The sequence below is a fragment of the Lapillicoccus jejuensis genome, from assembly GCF_006715055.1.
GTDB classification, from domain to species: Bacteria; Actinomycetota; Actinomycetes; order Actinomycetales; family Dermatophilaceae; genus Lapillicoccus; species Lapillicoccus jejuensis.
This window is the reverse complement of sequence record NZ_VFMN01000001.1, coordinates 3,731,907-3,755,492: the sequence shown is the minus strand read 5'-3', so window position 1 is coordinate 3,755,492 and position 23,586 is coordinate 3,731,907. Positions and strand designations below refer to the sequence as shown.

At 73.4% G+C, this 23,586-nt stretch carries 21 protein-coding genes; 5 read left to right on the top strand and 16 right to left on the bottom strand.

Annotated elements, in window-relative coordinates:
- Positions 1-33 precede the first annotated feature (33 nt).
- Complete coding sequence (locus FB458_RS17385) at positions 34-906, bottom strand: helix-turn-helix transcriptional regulator (RefSeq protein ID WP_170185724.1); 873 nt, start codon at positions 904-906, stop codon at positions 34-36.
- Positions 907-984: 78 nt separating this feature from the next.
- Here FB458_RS17385 and FB458_RS17380 point away from each other — a divergent pair, with 78 nt between their 5' ends.
- Complete coding sequence (locus FB458_RS17380; protein WP_141849609.1) at positions 985-1,812, top strand: phytanoyl-CoA dioxygenase family protein; 828 nt, start codon at positions 985-987, stop codon at positions 1,810-1,812.
- Between the two features lie 10 nt (positions 1,813-1,822).
- Here the strand turns inward: FB458_RS17380 and FB458_RS17375 are convergent, their stop codons facing one another.
- The 4 genes from FB458_RS17375 to FB458_RS17360 all read right to left on the bottom strand — a co-directional run bounded on the left by FB458_RS17375 (position 1,823) and on the right by FB458_RS17360 (position 8,848).
- The gene (locus FB458_RS17375) at positions 1,823-3,463 is read right to left on the bottom strand and encodes a beta-N-acetylhexosaminidase (RefSeq protein WP_141849608.1); all 1,641 of its coding nucleotides are present in this window, start codon (positions 3,461-3,463) and stop codon (positions 1,823-1,825) included.
- A gap of 86 nt (positions 3,464-3,549) precedes the next feature.
- A complete protein-coding gene (locus FB458_RS17370; RefSeq protein ID WP_141849607.1) occupies positions 3,550-6,453 on the bottom strand; it encodes a glycoside hydrolase family 2 protein in 2,904 nt (967 codons plus the stop codon).
- Positions 6,450-7,394: an ROK family protein gene (locus tag FB458_RS21450; protein ID WP_170185723.1), complete on the bottom strand. Its 945-nt coding sequence runs from the start codon at positions 7,392-7,394 to the stop codon at positions 6,450-6,452. The genes FB458_RS17370 and FB458_RS21450 overlap by 4 nt, the downstream gene beginning before the upstream one ends.
- The gene (locus tag FB458_RS17360) at positions 7,391-8,848 is read right to left on the bottom strand and encodes an APC family permease (RefSeq protein ID WP_141849605.1); all 1,458 of its coding nucleotides are present in this window, start codon (positions 8,846-8,848) and stop codon (positions 7,391-7,393) included. Before FB458_RS17360 ends, FB458_RS21450 begins: the two co-directional genes overlap by 4 nt.
- Positions 8,849-8,958: 110 nt before the next feature.
- On the opposite strand from FB458_RS17360, the gene FB458_RS17355 reads away from it, so the two are divergent.
- Positions 8,959-10,170 (top strand): ROK family transcriptional regulator, encoded by a 1,212-nt coding sequence (locus FB458_RS17355; protein WP_141849604.1) that lies wholly within the window; start codon positions 8,959-8,961, stop codon positions 10,168-10,170.
- A 26-nt stretch (positions 10,171-10,196) separates the two neighbouring features.
- Here FB458_RS17355 and FB458_RS17350 read toward each other — a convergent pair whose 3' ends face one another.
- Both FB458_RS17350 and FB458_RS17345 read right to left on the bottom strand, forming a co-directional pair.
- Complete coding sequence (locus tag FB458_RS17350; protein ID WP_211356085.1) at positions 10,197-10,661, bottom strand: GNAT family N-acetyltransferase; 465 nt, start codon at positions 10,659-10,661, stop codon at positions 10,197-10,199.
- Between the two features lie 20 nt (positions 10,662-10,681).
- On the bottom strand, positions 10,682-11,953 hold the full coding sequence (locus tag FB458_RS17345; protein WP_170185722.1) for an EAL and HDOD domain-containing protein: 1,272 nt from the start codon (positions 11,951-11,953) through the stop codon (positions 10,682-10,684).
- Between the two features lie 108 nt (positions 11,954-12,061).
- Between FB458_RS17345 and FB458_RS17340 the strand changes: the two genes are divergently transcribed.
- Positions 12,062-12,742 (top strand): SDR family NAD(P)-dependent oxidoreductase, encoded by a 681-nt coding sequence (locus FB458_RS17340; RefSeq protein WP_141849602.1) that lies wholly within the window; start codon positions 12,062-12,064, stop codon positions 12,740-12,742.
- Here FB458_RS17340 and FB458_RS17335 read toward each other — a convergent pair.
- The 6 genes from FB458_RS17335 to FB458_RS17310 are packed head-to-tail and all read right to left on the bottom strand — an operon-like array spanning position 12,739 to position 17,923.
- The gene (locus FB458_RS17335) at positions 12,739-13,467 is read right to left on the bottom strand and encodes a class I SAM-dependent methyltransferase (RefSeq protein WP_141849601.1); all 729 of its coding nucleotides are present in this window, start codon (positions 13,465-13,467) and stop codon (positions 12,739-12,741) included. The two genes, FB458_RS17340 and FB458_RS17335, sit on opposite strands and share 4 nt — an antisense overlap.
- Positions 13,464-13,994, bottom strand: a complete 531-nt coding sequence (locus FB458_RS17330; RefSeq protein WP_141849600.1) for a putative immunity protein — start codon at positions 13,992-13,994, stop codon at positions 13,464-13,466. Before FB458_RS17330 ends, FB458_RS17335 begins: the two co-directional genes overlap by 4 nt.
- Before the next feature lie 3 nt (positions 13,995-13,997).
- Positions 13,998-16,361 (bottom strand): ATP-binding cassette domain-containing protein, encoded by a 2,364-nt coding sequence (locus FB458_RS17325; RefSeq protein WP_141849599.1) that lies wholly within the window; start codon positions 16,359-16,361, stop codon positions 13,998-14,000.
- Positions 16,362-16,389: 28 nt separating this feature from the next.
- Positions 16,390-17,079 (bottom strand): pyridoxamine 5'-phosphate oxidase family protein, encoded by a 690-nt coding sequence (locus tag FB458_RS17320; protein ID WP_211356084.1) that lies wholly within the window; start codon positions 17,077-17,079, stop codon positions 16,390-16,392.
- Positions 17,080-17,096: 17 nt separating this feature from the next.
- On the bottom strand, positions 17,097-17,516 hold the full coding sequence (locus tag FB458_RS17315) for a VOC family protein (protein ID WP_141849598.1): 420 nt from the start codon (positions 17,514-17,516) through the stop codon (positions 17,097-17,099).
- Positions 17,517-17,521: 5 nt separating this feature from the next.
- On the bottom strand, positions 17,522-17,923 hold the full coding sequence (locus FB458_RS17310; protein WP_141850673.1) for a helix-turn-helix transcriptional regulator: 402 nt from the start codon (positions 17,921-17,923) through the stop codon (positions 17,522-17,524).
- Between the two features lie 63 nt (positions 17,924-17,986).
- On the opposite strand from FB458_RS17310, the gene FB458_RS17305 reads away from it, so the two are divergent.
- Positions 17,987-18,517 carry a GNAT family N-acetyltransferase gene (locus FB458_RS17305; protein ID WP_141849597.1) on the top strand — a complete coding sequence of 177 codons (531 nt, stop codon included), beginning with the start codon at positions 17,987-17,989 and terminating at the stop codon, positions 18,515-18,517.
- A 38-nt stretch (positions 18,518-18,555) separates the two neighbouring features.
- A complete protein-coding gene (locus FB458_RS17300) occupies positions 18,556-20,109 on the top strand; it encodes an acyl-CoA synthetase (RefSeq protein ID WP_141849596.1) in 1,554 nt (517 codons plus the stop codon).
- A 6-nt stretch (positions 20,110-20,115) separates the two neighbouring features.
- On the opposite strand, the gene FB458_RS17295 is transcribed toward FB458_RS17300, so the two are convergent.
- The 3 genes from FB458_RS17295 to ngcE are packed head-to-tail and all read right to left on the bottom strand — an operon-like array spanning position 20,116 to position 23,446.
- Positions 20,116-21,018, bottom strand: a complete 903-nt coding sequence (locus FB458_RS17295; RefSeq protein ID WP_141849595.1) for a carbohydrate ABC transporter permease — start codon at positions 21,016-21,018, stop codon at positions 20,116-20,118.
- Entirely contained in the window at positions 21,015-21,983 is a 969-nt protein-coding gene (locus FB458_RS17290) for a carbohydrate ABC transporter permease (protein ID WP_141849594.1), read from the bottom strand. Before FB458_RS17290 ends, FB458_RS17295 begins: the two co-directional genes overlap by 4 nt.
- A complete protein-coding gene (gene ngcE / locus FB458_RS17285; protein WP_246061325.1) occupies positions 21,980-23,446 on the bottom strand; it encodes an N-acetylglucosamine/diacetylchitobiose ABC transporter substrate-binding protein in 1,467 nt (488 codons plus the stop codon). Before ngcE ends, FB458_RS17290 begins: the two co-directional genes overlap by 4 nt.
- Positions 23,447-23,586 lie beyond the last annotated feature (140 nt).

The following is a 23,586-nucleotide window of genomic DNA, read 5'->3' as shown; positions in this document are numbered from 1 at the left end:
CAGTGGCCAGCGTCCGCGGACCGCGGCGCATGCTCAGGGCCACGCGACCCCGCACTGCCTGTCGGTGCGTCCGCCCCGGTCCATCAGCCCGTCGCGGAACGCTCGCGGCGTCACGCCGGTGTGCTCGCGGAACCGCCGGATGAGGTGCCGCTCGTCAGTGAACCCGGTGCTCGCCGCGATCTCCCTCACCGCGAGCGGCGTGTGCGTGAGCAGCTCGGTCGCGGCCCGCAGTCGCGCGTCGGCGCGGTAGGCGTACGGGCTCGACCCGGTCGCGCTGCGGAACCGTCGCCGCCAGGTCTCGTACGGCATCTCGGCCCGTGCCGCGACGCCTCGCAGGTCGACGGTTCCGGCGAGGTCGGCCTCGAGCAGGGCGCACGACCGGCGCAGCCACCCCTCCCCCTCCCCCGCGTCGTTCCCGGGGGCGGACGCCGGCGCCGCGGCGCCCGCGGCCTCGACGAGCATCGCCAGCAGCCGCAACCCCTCCGCCGCCCGCGACCCGTCGTCGACCGGTCGCGCCCGACCCGCGAAGACCCCCAGCCGCTGAGCCCACGGCTGCACCGGCAGCCGCAGCAGCGGCGTGGACCCGAGCCGCCCCGCACGGTCCGCCGCCTCGACCACCGGCCCGTCGAACACCGCGAACACCTCGTCCCACCCGCCGCCGTCCGGCCCGTACCAGTGCGGCCGCCCGGGCCGCACGACCACCAGCGTCCCGGCCGCGACGACCTCGTCGTGGTCGGCGTCCCGGTAGCGCCCGGTCCCGGCGGTGACGAACGTGAAGCCCCAGTGCGGGTGCCGTCGTACGGACCCCACGGGCAGTCCCCCACCACCCACCAGCCGGCCGGCGGCGAGCACGTGCACGAGGCCCCCGTACGACGCCCCGTACGGCGTCCTGCTCGTCCGGCTCACACCGGCAGTCAACCAGGACGTCCCCCGCGACCACGACGTACCGGGACCAGCGTCCGAGGCCGGAGTGGACTGTGCGTCATGACGACCACGACCAGTCTCCCCGAGCTCACCACGCCGTACCCCGTCCCCGACGACGCGGTCGACCACTTCCGCCACCACGGCTTCGTCCGCCTGCGCCAGGTGGCGACCTCGCAGGAGGCCGACGCGTTCCGCCCGGCCATCGCCCGTGCCGTCGAGCGCCGTCTGGTCGATCTGCCTCCGCTGGAGGAGCGCGACCGCTACGGCATGGCCTTCGTCCAGGCGATGAACCTGTGGACCGAGGACGCGGACATCGCCCGCTTCGTGCACGCCTCCCGGTTCGCCGGTGTCGCCGCGGCGCTGCTCGGCGTCGAGCGCGTGCGGCTCTACCACGACCAGGCGCTGTTCAAGGAGCCCGGCGGCGGCTACACCCCGTGGCACCAGGACGCGCAGTACTGGCCGCTCGACGGCAACCGGTGCCTGACGATGTGGATGCCGCTGGTCGACATCACCCCGGCCCACGGCGGGCTCGCGTTCGCCGCCGGCAGCCACCACGACGGGCCGCTGTCCGACATCGGCATCTCCGACGCGTCGCAGGACCACTTCGAGCGGCTCGTGCACGAGCGCGGGCTCGCCGTCGACGAGCCCGTCGCGATGCGCGCCGGCGACGCCTCCTTCCACTCCGGGTGGACGGTGCACCAGGCCCTGGGCAACACCGCCACCCGGATGCGTGAGGTGATGACCGTCATCTGGTTCGCCGACGGCCTGGTCGTGCGGCCGCCGGCGAACCCCGCTCAGGTCAACGACCTGCGCACCTGGCTGCCCGGGCTCGAGCCGGGTGACGTCGCCGCGTCCGACGCCAACCCGGCCCTGCCCCGGCTCGCCTGAGCCCGGTCGCTCAGCCCCCGAAGCGCCGCCAGGCGACCTCGGGGGCCCGGTAGAACCGCACCCCCGCCGCCTCCCACCGCGGCGCCTGCGCGGCGAGCTGGACGAGGTAGGCCTCGAGGTCGTGGCTGCGCTGGGTCGACCAGCCGAGCTGGGCGATGCCGGCCAGCCGCGGGAACGCCATGTACTCGACCGGGCCGATCGAGGGCAGCGTCTCGGTCCACACCGGGGCGAGCACGCCGGCGATCGACGAGTCGGGGACCCCGGGCACCAGCGTCGCCGGGTCCCACGTGTACGAGTCGGTGACGGAGACCAGCCCGGCCCAGTCCTGCCCGTACGGCGTGCTCGCGTCGTACTTCATGTCGAGGTAGGCGTGGTCGGCCGGTGCCATGACCAGCCGCTCCCCCTTGGCCGCCGCCTCCTGGGCCAGCGCGATGTCGGCGTCCGACCCGGCCGTCCCCCAGTACGCGGCGACGCTGCCCCTCGCCGGGTCGGCCGCCGCGGTCTGGTGCCAGCCCCACATCTGCTTGCCGTTGCGGTGCAGGATGCGCTGCGCCGCGTCGACCATCTTCGTGTAGTCGGCCGCCGTCGTGCTGTGCGCCTCGTCGCCGCCGATGCTCACGTAACGACCGGGCGTGAGGGCCGAGATCTCGCTCAGCACGTCGTCGAGGAAGCGGTAGGTCACCGGCTTGCTCGCGCACAGTGACGAGAACCCGACGTCGGTGCCGGTGTAGCGCGGGGGTGCGACGCCGTCGCAGTTGAGCTGGGCGTAGCTGGCCAGCGCCGCGTTGGTGTGCCCGGGCAGGTCGATCTGCGGCACGAGGGTGATGTGCCGCGCGGCGGCGTACGCGACGAGCTGCCGGAACTGCGCCTGCGTGTAGTAGCCGCCGGGCGTCCCGCCCGTCTCGATCGCCCCGCCGTACGTCGCCAGTCGGGGCCAGCTGCGGATGGCGAGGCGCCACCCCTGGTCGTCGGCGAGGTGCAGGACGAAGGTGTTGAGCTTGAGCGGCACCATCGCGTCGAGGTAGCGCTCGACCTCGCCGACGGTCATGAAGTGGCGCGCGACGTCGAGCATCGCCCCGCGGAGGGGGTAGCGCGGGGTGTCGGTGACGAGCACCTGCGGCACGCTCCAGGTCGCGCCGGCCTGCACGGTGGCCGCCTCGACGGACGGCGGCATCAGCTGCCGCAGGGTCTGCACGCCGTGGAAGAGGCCGTCCGCGGTCGGCGCGGTCAGCCGGGCGCTCGTCCCGTCGACATCGAGCCGGTAGCCCTCCGTGCCGAGACCGCTCGGGCCGCCGACGGCGAGGACGACCCGTCCGGCGTCACCGGTCGAGCCACCGCGCACGACCCGCCACGGGTACCCGGTGGGGGTGCGCAGGAACGCGGCCAGGTCCTGGGCGACCTGGAGGGTGTCCGGGCGCGCGTGCGCGCCGACGTCGATGACGCTGGCGCGGGAGAACGTCAGGGTGCCGGTCCGCGTGACGAGCGAGGTGGGCGTCGGCAGGACGCGCTGGGCCGGTGACGGCTGCGCCGTCGCGCTGGTCGAGGACGGGCCGGCCACCGTCGAGGCGAGAGCCGGGGGCCCGGCGGTGCCGAGCAGGAGGCCGCCGGCGACGGCGGTGGAGGCCACGAGGGCCGTGAGTCGGGTGCGCATGTCGTGCCGTCCTTCGGTGAGGGTCGAACGGGTTCCGGCCGGGGTGGGCCTGGGGGTGGGCCGGGGACCGGTGCTGTCTACCCGCGTCACCCCCGTCCATGTGCCGAGCGGACGTTCCAGCCGGTGAGGGTGACCACGGGCGCGGCGCCCTGCAGGTCCTCGGTCGGGTACGTGGCGGTCAGCACCTGCCGCTCCCCCGGCGCCAGGCTGACGTCGTCGACGTCCCAGGTCGCCGTCCGCACCTGGTCGTCGCCGCCGTACGGCGCCCCGTCGGCCCGGCCCCGGCGCACGTCGGCCCGCAGGAACAGCGCGGTCGCCCGGGGTGAGGTGTTCTCCAGCGTGACCGTGGTCCGCGACCACCCGCCGGCGGATGTCGTCGTCGACGACATCCGCACGGTCGCCGTCGGCAGGTCCCGAAGCCCGGTGAGGTCGCCGTACCGCACCATCGTCGCCTGCGGGTTGCCCAGCGTTGCGGGCCAGTCGACGACGTCGGCCTGGGTCGAGTACCAGTAGGTGCTGCGGTCCACGACCCGCCCGTCGCGGTGCAGGACCAGCCGCACGAGGTACGTCGTCGCGCGCTGCGGCGGCGCCGTCGCCGCGGGCACCGTGAGGTGGACGACGCCCGTGCGCAGCCCTTCGGACGGCACCGTCCCGACGGCCCCCCGGCCGCGGTCGAGGACGGTCCCGTCGGGGCGGACGACGTCGGCGGTCACCGACAGCCCGCTCACCCCGGACCCGGTGAGGTTGTCGACGGCGACCGTGCCGGTGGCCGGGTCGAAGATGGCGTGCAGCGCCCGGTTCGCCTCTTGGGCACCGAAGAAGCTCCCGGCCTGGTCGTAGTCCGCGTTGTAGAGGTCCCACAGCAGGGTCGGCCAGCCCTTGTTGGCCATCCAGTAGATCGTCCCCGTCGACGGGGAAGCGGCGTCGTGGGAATGCAGGATGAAGGCCTCGAACTGGGCTCGCACGTTCTCGTAATTGGCCAGCTGCGCCTCGCGGACGTAGCCGTCGAGGTCGGACCAGGTGCCGTACCGGGCCCGGAGCGCCGCGTCGAAGTTCGCCAGGGTCCCGAACGCGTAGCCGGTCGTGCCGGTCTCGGCGTTGGCGTGGTACTGGTTCGCGGTCGGGTCCTGCCACAGACGCCGCTGGTCGTCGGCGGAGAGGAAGCGGTTCATCGAGTCATGGGTCGGCACCGTGTGCCCGGCGCTCTGCTCGCTGTCCAGCGACCAGGCTCCACCGTCGTTGGTCAGGCTCGGGTCGTCGGCGTAGCTGGTGTGCGTCCGGTCGTACCAGTAGCTCGGCGGCACCCAGTCGTAGGGACCCTCCTTCTCCCCCGCCGGCCCGAGCCGGGGCGTCGACTTGTTCTCCGCCGAGGCGATGACCGGCACGTCGAGGTCCTCGGCGTGGAACGCGGCGAGCGTGACCCGTTCCTGCGCCGGCACCGGATTGTTGTCGCTCCACTGGAAGGTGAACACCGACGGGTGGTCGCGCAGGACGCGAGCGAGATTGGCCGCCGAGTCGCCCAGCACCCGCAGGTCCGGCGCGCTCACCGGCTGGTCGGTCGGCAGCTCCCACGCGTCGCAGCAGGAGAAGCCCGAGGCGACGAGGATGCCGGCGGCGTCCATCCGGTCGTAGAAGTCCTGGGGCATGAAGTGCCCCTCGACCCGGATGGTGTCGAGCCCGGCGCTGCGCAGCAGCCGGATCTGCTGGTCGGTGTCGGCGGCGGAGTAGCGCAGGAAGAGGTCGGGCTGGAACCCGCCGCCGCGCAGCACGATCGGCCGCCCGTCGACGGTGTACTGGCGCACGCCGTCGGGCGCAAGGGTCGAGGGACCCACCAGCCGGCTCGAGACGGTCCGGATCCCCAGCCGGCTCGTCGTGCTGGCCACGACGTGCCCGTCGGAGAGGAGCGCCGTCACCGTCGTGTAGAGCGGCTGGCCACCCATCCGGTAGGGCCACCACACGGCGGGGTGGTGCAGGACCAGGGACGGTGCGTCGGCGGGGGTGATCGCCACCGCGCGGCTCGTGTGCGCCGGGACGAGGACCTCCGTCGTGGCGTAGACGGGCTCGGTCCGGTCGTCCGGCGGGACCACCACGGCGGCCACGGTCGCCCGTCGGGGCCGGTCGGCGCTGTTGGACACCGTCCCCAGCACGCTCAGACGGGTGCTCGACAGATCAGCCGCGGTGTCCTGCACGACGTGCGCGTCGTCGAGCGCGACGTCGTCGCTGCCGCGCACCTGCACCGGGAACTGGATGCCGGTGTTCTGGTCGGGTGGGATCTGGCTCCAGTCGATGTCGGAGACGGTGAACATCCGCAGGGGGTCGTTCGGGTGCACCTTCATCGCCAGGACGTTCTGTCCGTGCGGGCGCACGAGCGCGGTCACGTCGATCCGGTGCTGCGTGTAGGCGCCGGTCACCTCGTCGTGGGTGGCCACCTCGTGCCCGTTGACCCACACGTCCGCCTCGCCGACGACACCGTTGACGACGAGCTCGACGTGGCCGGAGCGGGCGGGGGTGGCGAAGGTCGTGCGGTACCACCAGGGCACGGCGAACCGGGCGACCGTCTCGCGTCCCGTGGTCTGGGTGCCGAAGCAGCGCCGCATCGTGTCGGAGAAGAAGACGTGCGGGCACACCCCGTTCTGCAGCAGCGCGGTGATCTCGGTGCCGGGGGCGCCGGCGTCGTCGGGCCGCACCGGCAGCCAGCCCCGGGTCGGGTAGCCCACCCGCGAGACGGCCCCACCGGCGCCGTGGTCGTCGGCCGTGCTCGCCACCTGCCACCCGCCCAGCCCGACCGTCGTCGTCCCGACGTCGGCCGGGGCGTGGGCACGCACGGCGGCGGCCAGCGCCACCAGGGCGGGGTCGGGCGTGCTCGTGACGGACGTCGGACCGGTCGCCACGGCGGCACCCGCGACGGGTGAGGACGACACGGCCGGCAGGAGCGCCGCGAGGACGGCGACGACGACGATCGACCACCGGGCGCGGGTCGTGGGTCTCATGCGGGCTCCTCGAGGACGGCGGGGGCGTGCTCCCCGAGCGCGCGCTCGGCGAGCAGCAGCGCCCCGTGCAGCGGGGCGTCGTACGGGCGGTGGGCGGGGACGACGACGGGCGGGACCGGCACGCCCCGCTCGAGCGCGCGCCGCAGCCGCGGGAGCAGCACGTCGCCGGCGCGGACCAGTCCCCCGGCGACGACGACCACGTCCGGGTCGAGCAGGCAGCAGGCGTTGACGAGGGCGAGGTCGAGCAGCGCCAGCGCCGGCTCGAGCGACTCGCGCAGCGCGACGTCGTCCCCGAGCAGCACCTCCACCCCGGTGGTACGGCGCCCCGCGGCGGCGGCCGCCCGGTCGTCGAGGACCCGGCCGCTCACCGCCTCCTCCAGCGGCGCCCGGCCGTCGCGCGCCCCGGGGGTGCCCGGCGCGACCAGCTGGTAGGCGATCTCGCCGGCGACGCCGTGCGCGCCGCAGAGGACGACGCCGTCGACGACGACCGCGAGGGCGAGCCCGGTGCCGAGGTTGAGGTAGACCCCGCACCGGCTGCCCACGAGCGCGCCGGACGCGGCCTCGGAGGCCGCCCCCGCCTTGACGTCGTTCCCGACGGCGACGGGGACGCCCGGCCCGACGAGCCGCCCCAGCCGCTGCCGCAGGGCGTCGGCGAAGCGCAGGTCCTCCCAGCCGTCGATGGTCGGCGCGAGCAGGACGCCGTCCGGTCCCGGGACGCCGGGGCAGACCGCGCCCACCGCGACGAGCCGGCCGGCGCGCGCGGTGAGCAGCTGCCGGGCGAGGTCGGCGGCCCGCGCGACCACCTGCTCGGCGCCGTCCGCGGCCCGGGTCGGGCCGGTCCGCCGGTCGACGACGGTGCCGTCGGGACGGGCGAGGGCGACCTGGACCTTGGTGCCGCCGACGTCGACGCCGAGCAGCAGCGGCGCGGCGGCGAGGGTCACGCGGTCACCGCGGGCGGCTCGGCGTGCTCGTCCTCGTCGCGCGCGTCGACGCCGTGCTCCTGCAGCTCGACGTACGCCTCGCGCACCTCGATGGGGCCGAAGGGCCAGGAGCGTCGCACCCGGGCCCAGACGAGGAAGGCGACGACGCCCGCGACGATCCAGAGCAGCGACAGGCCGATCGACAGCGGGGTGGCCGAGACGTAGACGTACGCCCAGCCGACGAGGGCGACGACGGCCGGTAGCGGGTAGAGCGCCATCCGGTAGGGCCGGCGCAGCGTCGGCTGCCGGCGGCGCAGGACCACCAGGGCCGCCACCTGGGCGATGGACTGCACGATGACCGCCACGGCGGTGAGCATGTTGATGACGGTGGTGAGGTCGAGCAGCGAGCCGGCCGCGGTGACGACGCCCATGAAGACCAGGGCCACCGACGGGTAGCCGCCCTTCGGCGAGAGCCGGGCGAAGGCGGGCAGGAAGACCCGGTCGCGGGCGGCGTTGTAGGGCACCCGCGACCCGCCGAGCAGCCCGGCGAACACCGACCCGAAGGCGGTGACGATGATGAGGACCGTGACCAGCGCAGCGGCGCCGTGGCCCCAGCTGCGGGTCACCGCGAGGCTGGCCACCGAGCTCGACGAGGCGACCTCCTGCCACGGCACCGCGCCCATGACGCCGACGTTGAGGGTGAGGTAGACGAGCATCATCGCGAGGATCGAGACGATGATCGAGCGCGGCATCGACCGGCCGGGGTCGCGCAGCTCGTCACCCATGTAGGCCGTCGTGTTGTAGCCGAGGTAGTCGTAGACCGCGATGAGCAGCCCGGCGCCGAGCCCGGTGAAGAACGGACCGCCCGCCCGGAACGCCCCCTGCGGGAAGGTGAAGGCCAGGCTCGCGTCGAAGTGGGTGTAGCAGGCGGCGATGACGAGCACGACGGTGACGATCATGACGACCCACAGAGCCGTCGTGAGCAGCCGGATCGACTCGATGCGACGCAGCAGCGCCACCATGACGACGGCGACGACGAGCAGGCCGATCGCGTGCACCTCGAGCCAGCTCATGTCCGGGAAGAAGAATCCCAGGTACTGGACCAGTCCGATGACGCCGGTGGACATGATGAGCGGGATGCTGATGACCGCGGTCCACGCGAAGAGGAACGGCATGAGCTTGCCGGTGCGGTACTGGAAGGCCTCGCGCAGGTAGAGGTAGGTCCCGCCCGCACCGGGCATCGCCGCCCCGAGCTCGGCCCACACCAGCCCGTCGGCCAGGGCGAGGACCGCCCCGATCACCCAGCCGAAGACGGCCTGCGGGCCGCCCATCGTCGCCACCATGAGCGGGATCGTGACGAACGGCCCGATGCCGCACATCTGCGTCATGTTGATGGCGGTCGCGGACCAGGGGCCCACCCGACGTCGGAAGTGCCCCTCCTGACCCTGCTCCACCGTTCCCGTGCTGGCAGTCATCGTGGCGAGCCCTCCTCGGCCGTCGTCGCTGGGAGGCACATTAGTAAGAGAGTCTTCCGAATGACAAGGGTCCTGACCCGACGACGTCCGGTCGGTGCGATGATCACCCGGTGTCGGTGTCCAGGCTGAGCTCGCCGGTCAGCTCGACGAGGTCCGTGCGGCTGGCCAACGAGCGCGTCGTGTACGACGTCCTCGGGCTGGGTCGTCCGCTGTCGGCGCCGGACCTCGTCGAGGCGACGGGTCTGTCCAAGCCGACGGTGGGCCTGGCCCTGGCCCGGCTCGAGGAGGTGGGCCTGGTCCGCCAGAGCGGCCGGCGTTCCGGCGCCACCGGGCGGTCGCCGCGCATCTTCGCGCTCGAGGCGTCCGCCGGCGGCGCGCTGGCCGTCGACGTCGGCCGGCACCGGGTGCGTGCGGCGAGGGTCGACCTCGCCGGCGCTGTGGTCGGCCGGGCCGAGTCCGACGCGGACGGGCGGTCGGCCCGCGCCCTCGTCGACCAGGTGCTGCGTCTCGCGGCGCGGCTGTGCCCGGAAGCGGACCGGGGAAGGGTCAGCCACACGGTCCTCGGCAGCCCCGGGGTGTACGACGCCGCCGCCGACGTCATCCGGCTCGCCCCCAACCTGCCCGGGTGGGACCGTCCCGCCGTGCTGCGACGGCTGCGGGCCGGGCTGCCCGGCACGCTGCTGGTCGACAACGACATCAACCTCGCCGCCCTCGCCGAGCTGGACGCGCTAGAGTCCCCGGCCGACCCCTCGCCCGAGAGGGACGCGCCGGGTCCGTCCTTCGTCCTCGTCTCGGTCGGGACCGGCCTCGGCATGGGCATCGTCGAGGACGGACGGGTCCTGCGCGGGGCCCGAGGCGCCGCCGGCGAGATCTCCTACCTGCCGGCGGACCCCTCCCCCACGGCGGGGCCCACCCGGATCGAGGAGCTGACCGGGTCCGCGGCCATCGTGCGCGCCGCCCAGGACCTCGGCCTCGACCTGCCCTCGGCGCAGGCCGTCTTCGACGCGGCCCGGCACGGCTCCCCCGTCGCCGCCCAGGTCGTGGAGCGCGAGGCCGAGCGACTGGCCCTGGCCGTCGCGGCCGTCGTCGCCGTCCTCGACCCGCCGCTGGTGCTGCTCGGCGGCGGGATCGGCCGCAACGGCGACCTGCTGCTCGAGCCGTTGCGCGCGCACCTCGCGGCCCGGCTGCCGTTGCCGGTCCCCGAGATCCGCCTGTCGCGCCTCGACGTCGACGCCCCGCTGCAGGGCGCGCTCGTCCAGGGCGTCCTGCACGCCCGGCGGCACGCGTTCGACGCGGCGCGACCCGCCGACGCCGCGCCCTGATCCCGTCCCGACCCGGGCCCCGCCCGTCAGCCCAGGGTCGCCCGCATCGCCGGCCACGCCGTCTCGGCGAACCCGGCCGCCTCGTACATCCCCCGGCCCTGCGCGGTGGCGAGCAGCTCGACGCGCCGTACCCCTGTGGCCGCCGCCCAGGCCATCACCGCCTCGAAGGCCGCGCGGCCGTGACCGCGGCCCCGGTGGGCCGGGTCGGTGCAGACGTTGCCGACGAGCACGTCGCGCCCGGCCGGCACGGACGGCGACGGCATCGCGTCCCGGATGCTGCCGACCGCGCAGGCGACGACCGCGCCCTCCACCTCGACGAGGACGAACCGGTGGCCGGGGTCGGTGAGCCGCTCGCGGAACCAGCACGCGGCCGACTCCTGCCACGCCGCGCCGTCGGCGGGGACCCCCATCGACGCGAACATCTCCGCCCGCAGCCGCACGAGATGGGTCACGTCGTCGACCCCCGCCGTCCGGACCGTCCGCTCCTCCACCGGCTGCAGGCTAGCCCGCGCTACGCGCTCCGTCGCTGCGCCGTGTCCAGCTGCTGCAGCGTCGTCCCCGCCCACGAGAACGCGTCGGCGAAGGCGGCCTCGAGGTCCGGGACCGGGACCGGGGCGTCCGGGGACGGCGCCAGCCCGAGCTGGTAGTCCCGGGCCGCGCGGACGACGTGGGACAGCGGCGTCGTCCGGGCGCCCGTGACCGGCTCACCGAAGGCGGCCAGCGCGAGGGTCTCGTCGACGTCGAGGAACTGCCGGAGCTGGTCGACGGACATCGAGAGGTGCAGGTCCAGGGCGGACAGCATCCCGGCGGCGAAGGCGACGTCCCGCGAGCCCAGGCCGAGGCCCGCCGCGAGGTTCTCCACGGAGCGGGCGCGGACGAGCACGTCGAGGTAGCGGCTGCGGCCCTCCGAGCGCCACGGACGCAGCAGGATCACGCTCATCCAGTTCTGGATCTGCCGGGTGCCGGCGAGGACGACGGCGTCGCGCAGCGAGGCGACCCTGCGCCTGGTCTCCCCCGCCCGACCGATCGACGCCAGCCGCAGGACGCCCACGGCGAGGCTGGGGTCGGTGCGCAGCAGGTCGACGACCTCGCCGACGTCGAGGTCGGACTTGAGCATCAGCGAGGCCATCGCCAGCCGCGACAGGCCCTCGGGCTCGAGCGCCCGACCCGTGACGACGACGGGCCGGTCGACGAGGTAGCCCTGGAACAGGTCGAAGCCGAGGTCGTACGCCGTCGCGTGCTGCTCGGCGGTCTCCACCCGCTGCGCGAGGACGCGGGTGTCGTGGTCCCGGGCGAGCGCGGCGAGGTCCGCCAGCTCCCCGGCGGTGTGGCGGCCGACGTCGACCTTGACGACGTCGACCAGCTCGAGCAGCGACCGGTCGTCCTCTCCCCCGTCGACGCCGTCCAGCGCGAGCGTCCACCCCTGCTCGACGAGACGCCGGCAGCCGTCCACCGCCTCGACGTCGGCCCCCAGGCCGGAGGGGACCTCGAGGACGACCCGGCGCGGGTCCGGGAACAGCATCGGCAGCTCCCCCGTCAGCACCGACTGGTCGATGTTGCAGAAGGCCAGCGAACCGTCGGTCACGACGTCGAGGCCGATGGTCATGGCGTTGAGCGCGACGTCCGCGGTCATCGAGGCCGCCTCGTACTCGTCGCCCGCCGCGTCCGCGGCCCCGCTCGCCCGGAAGAGCAGCTCGTAGCCGACCGTCGCACCGCTCCGGTCCGCGATCGCCTGGCGACCGACCACCGCCTGGGCCGGGAGGGGCCCGTCGTCCGTCGCCATGGAGCCTCCTGGGGGGTGCACGGGTTGCGCACGGGTCATCGGCCGGGGCGAGCGGACCCTGAGGAGAGTGGCGGGACAAGGGCGCCCCCGTCGGGTGACGATGGCGTCATGACCGACGCCTCCGGCCAGTCCTTCCTCGTCGTCGGCGCCAGCGGCGCCCTCGGCTCCCGGATCGCCCGCGGCCTCGCGGACGCCGGTGCAACCGTCAGCGCCCACGGGCGCTCCGACGAGTCCCTCGCGCGGCTCGACCTCGACGGGGCGCACCGCCTCACCGGCGACCTGCGCCAGCCCGCCCTGCCGCAGCAGCTCGTCGACGCCGCCACGCAGCGCCACGGACGGCTCGACGGCGTCGTCTACGCGGCGGGCGTCGTCGCCTTCGGCCCCGCGGCGCGGCTCGACGACGACACCCTCGACGACCTCACCCTGCTCGACTTCCTCGCTCCCGTGCGGCTCGTCCGGGCGGCGCTCGGGGTGCTCGGCCCGGGCGGCGTCGTCGCGGCCCTCACCGGTGTCCCGGCGGAGCGACCGTTCCCGAACATGGCGGCGTACGGCGCCACGAAGGCCGCCCTCTCGTCGTACCTCACCGCCGTCCGCGTCGAGTCGCGCCGCTCCAAGGTGCGCGTCCTCGACCTGCGCCCACCGCACACCGAGACCGGCCTGGCCACCCGCGCCATCGCCGGCGACCCGCCGTCCATGCCGACCGGCCTCGAACCGGACGCCGTCGCCGCCCGCTGCGTCGCGGCGATCCTCGGCACCGACACCGAGGTGGCGAGCGGCGACTTCGGCTAGCCCACCCGGCGGGCCAGGACGACGTGCTCGAGCCCCGGCCGGTCCGGGGCCTGCCGGACCTCCGCGACGGCGAACCCGTGGCGGGCCAGGTCACGTCCGAGCTCGTCCCGCTCACGGAAGCGCAGCGTGGACGTCGAGGACAGCACCTCACCCTCCAGCTCGACCCGTCCGGTGAACGTCACGAGCGGCAGCGCCACCTCGGTCACCTGCCGGGACACCAGCGCCGTCCGACCGTCGGGCAGGTCGACGGGCGTCGGCTCGACGTCCCAGCCCTCCCAGGCCCGGGCCGCCGTCCGGCGCGTCTCCAGGACGAGCCACCCGCCGTCGCGCACCACCGCCGCGACCGCGGTCAGCGTCGCGTCCCAGTCGGCGTCGTCGACGAAGACCTGCGCGACGTTGCCGGTCATGACGGCGAGGTCCGCGGTCACGCCGAGCCCCACGAGCGCCGTCGCGTCGCCCTCGACCCAGCGGACCCGCTCCGCCCCCGGTTTGCTCCGGGCGACGTCGAGCGAGGCCCTGGCCGGGTCGACGCCGACGACCTCGATCCCCCTCGCGACCAGCAGCACCGGCAGCGACCCCGTCCCGCACCCGACGTCGGCCACCGTGCGGGCGCCCAGCTCGTCGACGAGGGCGAGGTAGGCGTCGAGGTCCTCCCGCGACCCGTCGAGGTCGTCGTACAGCACCGCCTGGCGCGGGTCGGCGAAGTGCGCGTCCGGAGGTCTCACCCTGCTCCCCTCGTGAACACGTTCCAGCACAACGCGTTCCGTCGCTCCTGGTCCTCGAGCACGAGCTCCCGTACGGCGCCCGGCAGCCGGTCGCGCTGCCAGGCGCACTCCCGCACCCCGGCTGCCGCCCCGTCCTCCCCCGCCGCATCGGCGGCGGCCGTCACCGCCCTGATCGCGTACGCCGCCGCCCCGAGGTCGTGCTCGGCGACGTGCCCGACACAGGCCGCCTGGCCCGCGGCGTAGGCCGCGAACCGCGGCGCCCCGCGCAGCGGCCGGGCCGCCCCCATGGCGTGACCGCCGACCGCCCTCGCGGCCATCATCGCCGTCTCCCCCGCCGCCCAGGAGCGCGCGGCCGCGACGGCCTCGCGCACCCGCTCGTCACCGGGACACGCCACCTCGAAGAGCGCCAGCACGTGCTCGGCGCAGTCCGCCGCCCACAGCGCGAGCAGCCGGTGGTCCTCGTCGCCCAGCGTCCCGCCCCGGCGCACGGTGACGAGCCGCGGGTCGCGCACCGGCGGCAGGATCACCCGTCAGGCCCCCACGTACGCCGCGAGGTGCTCGCCGGTGACGGTCGACCGGACGGCCACGAGCTGCGCCGGCGTCCCCTCGAAGACGACGCGCCCACCGTCGTGACCGGCCCCGGGACCGAGGTCGACGAGCCAGTCCGCGTGGGCCATGACGGCCTGGTGGTGCTCGATGACGAGCAGCGACCGGCCCGCGTCGACCAGTCGGTCGAGCAGCGCGAGCAGGTTCTCGACGTCGGCGAGGTGCAGCCCGCTGGTGGGCTCGTCGAGGACGATGACGCCGCCCTTGTCGCCGAGGTGGGTGGCCAGCTTGAGCCGCTGCCGCTCGCCCCCGGACAGCGTCGTCAGGGGCTGGCCGATCGTGAGGTAGCCCAGCCCGACGTCCTCGAGCCGGGTCAGGACCGTCTCGGCCGCCGGCGTGCGCGCCTCCCCCTCGGCGAAGAACGCCCGCGCCTGCGCGACCGACATGGCGAGCACCTCGCTGATGTCGCGGCCGCCCAGGCGGTACTCGAGCACCGAGGCGTCGTACCGCTTCCCGCCGCACACCTCGCAGGTCGTCGCGACCGACGCCATGATCGCCAGGTCGGTGTAGACCACCCCCGCGCCGTTGCAGGCGGGGCAGGCGCCCTCCGAGTTCGCGCTGAAGAGAGCCGGTTTCACCCCGTTGGCCTTGGCGAACGCCTTGCGCACCGGCTCGAGGAGGCCCGTGTAGGTCGCCGGGTTGCTGCGCCGCGACCCCTTGATCGGCGCCTGGTCGACGAGCACGACCCCGTCGCGCCCGGCCACCGAGCCGTGCACGAGCGAGCTCTTCCCCGACCCGGCCACGCCGGTGAGGACGCAGAGCACCCCGAGCGGCAGGTCGACGTCGACGTCGTGCAGGTTGTGGGTCGACGCTCCCCGGATCTCGAGCACCCCCGTCCGCTCGCGGACCGTCTCCTTGACCCGGGCGCGGTCACCGAGGTGCCGCCCGGTCACGGTGTCGCTGCGGCGCAGCTCGTCGACGGTCCCCTCGAAGCAGACCTCGCCGCCGGCCGACCCGGCCCCCGGCCCGAGGTCGACGACGTGGTCGGCGACGGCGATGGTCTCGGGCTTGTGCTCGACGACGAGGACGGTGTTCCCCTTGTCGCGCAGGGCGATGAGCAGCTCGTTCATCCGCTGCACGTCGTGCGGGTGCAGCCCCACGGTCGGCTCGTCGAACACGTAGGTGACGTCGGTGAGCGCCGAGCCGAGGTGCCGGATCATCTTCGTGCGCTGCGCCTCCCCACCCGACAGCGTGCCCGCCGGCCGGTCGAGCGACAGGTAGCCCAGCCCCACTGCGACGAACGACTCGAGGGTCCCGCGCAGCGACGCGAGCAGCGGCGCCACCGACGGCTCGTCGAGCCCGCGGACCCACTCGGCGAGGTCGGTGATCTGCATGGCCGACGCGGCCGCGATGTCGAGACCGCCGACCTTGGCGGACCGCGCGAGCGCGGTCAGCCGCGTGCCGTCGCACTCGGGGCACGTCGAGAAGGTGACCGCCCGCTCGACGAAGGCCCGCACGTGCGGCTGCATCGCGTCGAGGTCCTTGGACAGGATGGAGCGCTTGATCTTGAGGATGAGCCCCTCGTAGGTGAGGTTGATCCCCTCGACCTTGATCTTCGTCGGCTCCCGCCAGAGCAGGTCGTGCAGCTCCTTCTTCGTGTACCTCGCGATCGGCTTGCTCGTGTCGAAGAACCCGGAGCCCTTGAAGATGCGGCCGAACCAGCCGTCCATCGTGTAGCCCGGCACGAGGAACGGGCCGTCGTCGAGGCTCTTCGAGGCGTCGTACAGCGCGGTGAGGTCGAAGTCCTGGACGGAGCCGCGGCCCTCACACCGCGGGCACATCCCACCGACGACCGAGAAGGAGCGCCGCTCCTTCGTCGTCTGCCCACCCTTGCTGTAGGTCACCGCCCCCGCGCCGCTCACCGAGGCGACGTTGAACGAGAACGCCTGCGGCGAGCCGACGTACGGCGTCCCGATTCGGCTGAAGAGGATCCGCAGCATCGCGTACGCGTCGGTCGCCGTGCCGACCGTCGAGCGTGGGTCGGCGCCCATCCGCGACTGGTCGACGACGATCGCCGTCGTCAGCCCCTCGAGGACGTCGACGTCCGGACGCGCGAGCGACGGCATGAAGCCCTGGACGAAGCTGCTGTAGGTCTCGTTGATCATCCGCTGCGACTCGGCGGCGATCGTCGCGAAGACGAGCGAGCTCTTGCCCGAGCCGGAGACCCCGGTGAAGACGGTGAGCCGGCGCTTGGGCAGGTCGAGGGAGACGTCGCGCAGGTTGTGCTCGCGCGCGCCGCGGACGCGGATGACGTCGTGGGTGTCGGCCACGGCCGGCTGGTCGGTCACGGTGCTTCTCCTTCGGTCGTCGGTCCGGTCAGCGGTACGGCGGCGTCCACGACGCCAGCCGATCGGCGGCTGCCGGGACGGAGGCCGGGACGGGCACCCCGGCGGGGACGTCGTCGCCGGTACGCGGAGCCCCGACCGCGGTGTGCAGCGGCAGGACGCCGGCCCACACGCCCCGGTCCTCGGGCTCGTCCTCGTCCGGGCCGTCGGCGCGGACCTTGACGCTGGCCTCGTCGAGCGGCAGCCGCAGGACGAGGGTCGCGGCCAGCTCGCGCCGGGTCGGGCGGCGCACCTCGTCCCACCGTCCCGGCACGAGGTGCTCGGACAGCACCCGCAGCGCCGCCTCCTTCTCGTCGTCGGCGACGACGACGGGGACGCCGAAGACGACGGCGCAGCGGTAGTTCATCGAGCTGTCGAAGACGGTCCGCGCGACGACGAGCCCGTCGAGCACCGTGACCGTCGCGGTGACGGTGCGGCCCTCGGCCGCGGCCCGCAGCAGCCCGGCCCCGGTCGACCCGTGCAGCAGCAGCGAGTCGCCGTCCCGGGCGGACGCGACGGGCAGGACCGCCGCCACCGCCTGCTCCCCCTCCCCGCGCACGACGGCGACGTGCGCGACGAGCGCGTGGTCGAGGACGTCGTACAGCGCCGGTCGGTCGGTCACCTGCCGCTCCCGGTAGCGGGTGAAGCGGGTGCGGTCGGTGACCGGCAGCGGGGTGCTCACGGGAGCAGCCTGTCGCATCACGCCTGGTTGATGCGCACCATCGTGCCGGCCGGGTCGCGGACGGCGGCGTCGCGCACGCCCCACGGCTGGTCCATCGGCTCCTGGACGACCTCGGCTCCCGACGCGGCGAGCTTCTCGAAGGTCGCGTCGAGGTCGGGGGTCTTGAGGATGAGCATCGCCCAGCTGCCCTTGGCCATGAGGTCGGAGACGGTGCGCCGCTCCTGCTCGCTGACCCCGGGGTCGGAGACCGGCGGGGCGAGGACGAGCACCGGGCCGTCCGCGTCGCCGGGCGGCGCGACGGTGATCCAGCGCATGGCGCCCTGCCCGACGTCCTGACGGACCTCGAACCCGAGCACGTCGCGGTAGAAGGCGAGCGAGGCCTCGGGGTCCTCGTGCGGCAGGAAGGTGGTGTGGATGCTGAGGTTCGGTGTCGTCATGACGGTCACGCTAGGGGGACGGTGTCCAGCGGGGCTTCTCGATTCCTGACCGGTCTGCTCACCTGCTTGACCACGCACGACGGCAGGTCGACCGCGCCGTCCCGCGCCCGGTCGCGGTACGTCGACGGCGGCATCCCCACGAGCTCGGCGAAGCGCGTGCTGAACGTGCCGAGCGACGAGCCCCCCACGGCGAAGCAGACCTCGGTCACGCTGAGGTCGCCCCGGCGCAGCAGCGCCATGGCCCGCTCGATCCGGCGGGTCATGAGGTAGGCGTACGGCGACTCGCCGTACGTCGCCCGGAACTCGCGGCTGAGGTGACCGGCCGAGACGTGCTCGCCCCGGGCGAGCGCCTCGACGTCGAGGGGCTGCGCGTACTCGCGGTCGATGCGGTCCCGCACCCGGCGCATGCGCACGAGGGCCCGGCGACGCTCCTCGTCGGGGCTGCTGGCCACCCGCCTACAGTACGGCGCATGGCCACCCCGACCCTGCGGACGGCGACCGACGCCGACGCGCCCGCCCTCGCCGACCTCGTCCGCCGCGCCTACCGGGGCCGCGAGGGGTGGACGACGGAGTCGGCGCTGCTCGACGACCAGCGCATCGACGAGGCCGGGGTGCGGGCCAAGCTGGCCCGGCCGCGCGCCGTCGTCCTCGTCGCCGAGCAGGAGGGCACGGTGAGCGGCCTGCTCGCGTGCTGCGAGGTGGAGGACCGTGGCGACGGCGTCGCCTACTTCGGCATGTTCGCCGTCGAGCCGGCGCTCCAGGCTGCGGGCGTCGGCCGGGCCGTGCTGGCCGCCGCGGAGAGGCACGCCGCCGAGGCGTGGGGCGCGACGACCATGGAGATGACGGTCATCGCCCAGCGCGAGGAGCTCATCGCCTGGTACGAGCGGCGCGGCTACGCCCGCACCGGCGAGACCCGTCCCTTCCCCTTCGCGGACATGGTCGGCGGCGGGGCCTTGCGCGACGACCTGCACTTCGTCGTCCTGGCCAGGCCGATCGCCTGACCCTGGCCGTGCCCGCCGCTGGCTGACAGGATCGCGGCATGTACCCCGGGACCTGGTCGACGACGACCCCCGACAAGCCGGCCGCGATCCTGCTCGAGACCGGGGAGAGGCTGACCTACCGCGAGCTCGACGAGCGCAGCGCCCGGCTGGCCCGGCTGCTGCACGAGCGCGGGCTGCGCGAGGGCGACGTCGTCGCGCTGCTGTCCGACAACCGGCTCGAGGCGTTCGAGGTCTACTGGGCCGCGCTGCGCTCGGGGCTGTACGTCACCGCGGTCAACCACCACCTCGCGCCCGGCGAGGCGTCGTACGTCGTCGACGACTGCGGCGCAAAGGCGCTGGTCGTCTCGGCGGCCAAGGCCGACCTCGTCGCCCGCCTGCGGCTCGACGACCGGGTGAGCACCCGGCTCGCCTTCGGGGGCTCCGTCCCCGGGTACGACGACTACCGCGCGGCGCTCGACGCGACGTCCGCCGAGCCGCTCGAGCGGCAGCCGCACGGCGACGACTTCCTCTACTCCTCCGGCACGACGGGGCGCCCCAAGGGGATCAAGGCGCCGCTGCCGCCGATCGCCGTCGACGAGCCCGGCTACCGCTACGTGACGATCTTCGGTGGCCTCTACGGCTACGGGGAGGAGACCGTCTACCTCTCGCCGGCCCCGGTCTACCACGCGGCGCCGCTGCGCTTCATGGGCGTCGTGCACGCCGTGGGTGGCACCGTCGTGCTCATGCAGCGCTTCGACCCGGAGCGCTTCCTCGAGGCCGTCGAGCGGTTCCGGGTGACCGACAGCCAGGTGGTGCCGACGATGTTCGTGCGGCTGCTCAAGCTGCCCGAGGAGGTACGGCGCGCCGCGGACACCTCCAGCCTGCGCACCGTCGTCCACGCGGCGGCTCCGTGCCCCGTCGAGGTCAAGCAGCAGGTCCTCGCCTGGCTCGGGCCGATCGTCCACGAGTACTACGCGAGCACCGAGGCCAACGGCGCGACGCAGGTCGGCCCGCAGGACTGGCTGGCCCACCCGGGCACCGTCGGTCGGCCGCTGCTCGGGGTGCCGCACGTGTGCGGCCCGGACGGCGCGGAGCTGGCCCCGGGCGAGGTCGGGACGATCTTCTTCGAGCGCGACGCGATGCCCTTCGCCTACCACGGCGACCCGGCGAGGACGGCCGCGGCGCAGCACCCCGACCACCCCGCGTGGTCGACGGTGGGCGACCTGGGCTACCTCGACGACGAGGGCTGGCTGTTCCTCACCGACCGGCAGGCCTTCATGATCATCAGCGGTGGGGTGAACATCTACCCGCAGGAGGTCGAGGACCTCTACAGCCTGCACCCGCACGTGCTCGACGTCGCCGTCGTCGGGGCGCCCGACGAGGACTTGGGCGAGAAGGTCGTCGCCTTCGTGCAGCCGCCGGAGGATCTCGACCTCGAGGCGCGCGAGCGGCTCCCGGAGGAGCTCGTGGCCTACGCCCGGGAACGCATCGCCCACTTCAAGGTGCCGCGGGAGGTCGTCGTCACCGACGACCTCCCGCGGACCCCGACGGGCAAGCTGGTCAAGGCCCGGCTGCGGGAGCGGTACGCCGCCCTGCAGGCCCCGCCGTCGTAGTCGCGCCTACTTCATCGTCCCGGCGGTCACGCCGCCGTGCAGCTGGCGCTGGAAGACGATGTACATCAGCAGGACCGGCGCGATGGTGATGATGACGGCGGCGAACAGCCCGCCGTAGTCGACGTTGTACCCCTGCTGCGAGGCCATCGAGTAGAGCCCTTGCGACAGGACGTAGTGGTCCTGGTCCGGGTTGAGCACCGTCGGCAGCAGGTACTGGTTCCACAGACCGAGGAAGTTGAAGATGGCCACGGAGGCCATCCCCGGCTTGGCCATCGGCAGCATGACCTGGAAGAAGGTGCGCCACTCCCCCGCGCCGTCGACCTGCGCCGCCTCGTAGATCTCCTTCGGCAGCGTCTTGAAGAACGAGTGCAGGAAGAAGACGGTGAAGGGGTAGGCGTAGGCGACGTAGACGAGGATCAGGCCCTGGTACGTCCCGAGCAGGCCGGCGTTCTTCAGCACGAAGAACAGCGGCACCACGGCGAGGAAGATCGGGAACGTGTTGCCGAGCAGGATGACGTAGTAGACCAACGCGTTCCCGGTGAACCGGAAGCGCGCGAGGACGTACGCCGACATCGCGCCGAGGACCATCACGAGGACGAGCGCGCTGCCGACGACGATGACCGTGTTGGCGAGGTACTTCGCCACCCCGATCGTGTTCCACGCCCGCACGTAGTTGTCCCAGTGCCAGGTGTCCGGCAGCGCGAACGGCGAGACGTTGATCGAGCGGCTGTCCTTGAACGAGCTGAACAGCGTCCACAGCAGCGGCAGGACGACGGCCAGCGCCCACAGGGTGAGGACGACGTGCGAGACGGCCGCGAACCGGCGGTCGCCGCGCTCCCCCTGTCCGCCGTCGCCGCTCGCGGCGCGCGGGCTCTCGGCGACCCGGGGCCGCTCGCTGACGGCGGTCACAGCTCGACCTCCTGCTTGCGGCTGGACACCAGGACCCCGATCGACACGACGAGCGTGACGAGGGCCAGGGCGACGCCCATGGCGATGGCGTAGCCGTACTTGGCGTTGGTGAAGTTCGTGTAGAGGTACTGCGTCACGACGAGGGCCCGGTTGTCCGGCCCGCCGCTCGGGGCGAGCACCGCCATGTAGGTGAAGGCGTCGAGGCCGAGGATGGCGAGGTAGACGACGGCCGTGTTGACGTTGTCCCGGATGAGCGGGACGGTGATCCGGACCGCCGTACGCAGACGTCCGGCGCCGTCGAGGCGCGCCGCCTCGTAGATCTCGGCCGGGATCGACTTGATCGCGGCGACGAAGAGCACCATGTAGAAGCCGACGAAGCTCCACACGATGGCGACCACGATGGCGCCGAGCGCGAGGTTCGGGTCGCCCAACCACGGGGTGTTGGCCAGGTTGTGGAAGCCGATGACGTCGAGGAACCCGTTGAGCAGCCCGCCCTGCGGCGAGTAGATCTGCTGCCACAGGATGCCGGTGACGATGGCCGGGATGCAGTAGGGGAAGAACGAGACGACCCGGTAGAAGCCCGATCCCCCGATGCCCCGGGTCTGGCCGCGGGAGCTGCCGCCGACGGTGACGAGGGTGGCCAGCGTCAGCGAGAGCACGACGGTGACCAGCGGCAGGACGATCGCCAGCACGATGTTGTTGCGCAGCGCCGTCCAGAACAGGTCGTCGTGGACGAGGTTGACGTAGTTGGTCAGCCCGACGAAGTTGGGGTTGTTGTCGTAGCCCGACCAGTCCGTGAGCGAGAAGTAGAACGCCTGGATGATCGGCGAGACGACGAGGTAGAGGTACAGCGCCAGCGGCACGAGCAGGAAGACCGCGAAGAACGAGATGCGGTCGAAGCTGAGCGGCCGCCGGCGGCGGGGGGCCTTGCCCCCCGCCGCCGGCGCCTGAGCGGGAGCCGTCACGACACCGAGAACTTCTTGATGCTCGGGTCCTCTCGCACCTTGTCGGACAGGCCCTGGAGCGAGGAGGTGAGCTGCTGCACGCTCGAGCCGCCGGACAGGAAGGTGTTCCAGATGGTCACGATGTCCTTGCCCATGCCGTAGAAGGTGTTGTACCTCCAGTCGTACACCTCGGAGAGGCCGGCGTTCTGGATCTTCGTCGCCGAGGCGAGGGCGGTCGAGCCGAAGCCGTCGTCCGGGACGGTGCCCTGGACGACCGTGGCCGACTTGACGAGCTTCGAGGTGTTCGACGCCGCGTCCTTGGACAGCATGACGCGCAGGAACTCCTTGCCGCCCGCGGGGTTCTTGCCCTTGGGGACGATGAACGGCTCGCCGGCGGCGCCGTGGAAGCCCTTCTCCAGCTTGGGGCTGGCCCCGAGGGCCGGCACCTGCAGGGAGGTCATCTCGAAGCCCTGCGGGGTGATGTCGATCATCTCGTTCTCCAGCCACGAGCCGGAGGGGTAGAGCAGCGCCTTGCCCTGGACGAACTGGGTCTGCGCCTGGGTGTGGATCATGCCCGAGCCGCCCGGCAGGAAGTAGCCGGCGTCGACCGCGGCCTTGATCGCCTTGAAGGCGGCCTGGACCGAGTCCTGCTGGTAGCTGTCCTTGTCGAGCTTCTCCAGCGGCGTGAGGACGTCCTTGCCGCCCTGGCGGACCGCCATCGAGATGGCGAACTCGTGGTAGTAGCTCGCGGCGTTCTGACCGCCGAAGACGAACAGCGACAGGCCCTTGGACTTGGCCTTCTCGCCGAGCGCCATCGTCTCGTCCCACGTGGTGGGGGCGGTGAACCCGTTGTCCTTGAACAGCTTCGCGCCGTACCACAGGGAGTAGACGGTGTAGAAGTAGTTCATCTGCAGGAGCTTGCCGTCGAACGTGCCCGGGTCGGTGGCGCCCGGGATGAGGACGTCCTTGACCTTCTTGCCCTCGAAGCCGATGGCGGGCGCCTCGAGGAGGTCGTCGAGGGTCTCGACCTTGTCCTGGATGCCGGCGAAGGAGATCGAGTCGGCACCCGAGTTGTCGATGACGTCGGGCGGGTTGCCGCCGACGAAGCGCGGCTGCAGCTGCGTGTTGATCTTCGTCGTCGAGGTGACCTTGGCGACGCCGCTGCCCTTCCAGAGGGTGTCGTACGCCTTGCCGGCGTCGATGCCGTACTGGTCGCCGAAGCCGCCCTTGAAGATGACGACGTCGACGGTGGCCTTCGGGTCGATGCCGAAGGGGTTGGAGTCGGACTTCTGCTGGCCGGCCACGGTGGCCTGCCCGCTCGAGCCGCTGCCACCGCCCGTCGCGCAGGCCGAGAGGGCCGAGGCGGCCGGCACGGCCGCTGCGCCGGCGAGGGCGAGCTTGAGGAACCCGCGCCTCCCCGGCCGGACGGCCGCGGCCGTCGTCATGAGGTCGGTGGTCGACGGGGTCGACGAGCTGTCGGTCATGCTCACCCATGTCCTTTCACGATGGCAGGGAGTGCTGCGCGGCCTGGCGGTCCGCCCTCCCGAGTGGCCTCATCCGACCACCGGCCCCGGTAAAAAGTAAGAGCGCCGCACTATTGTGACCATGTTGTGACCGGCTCTTT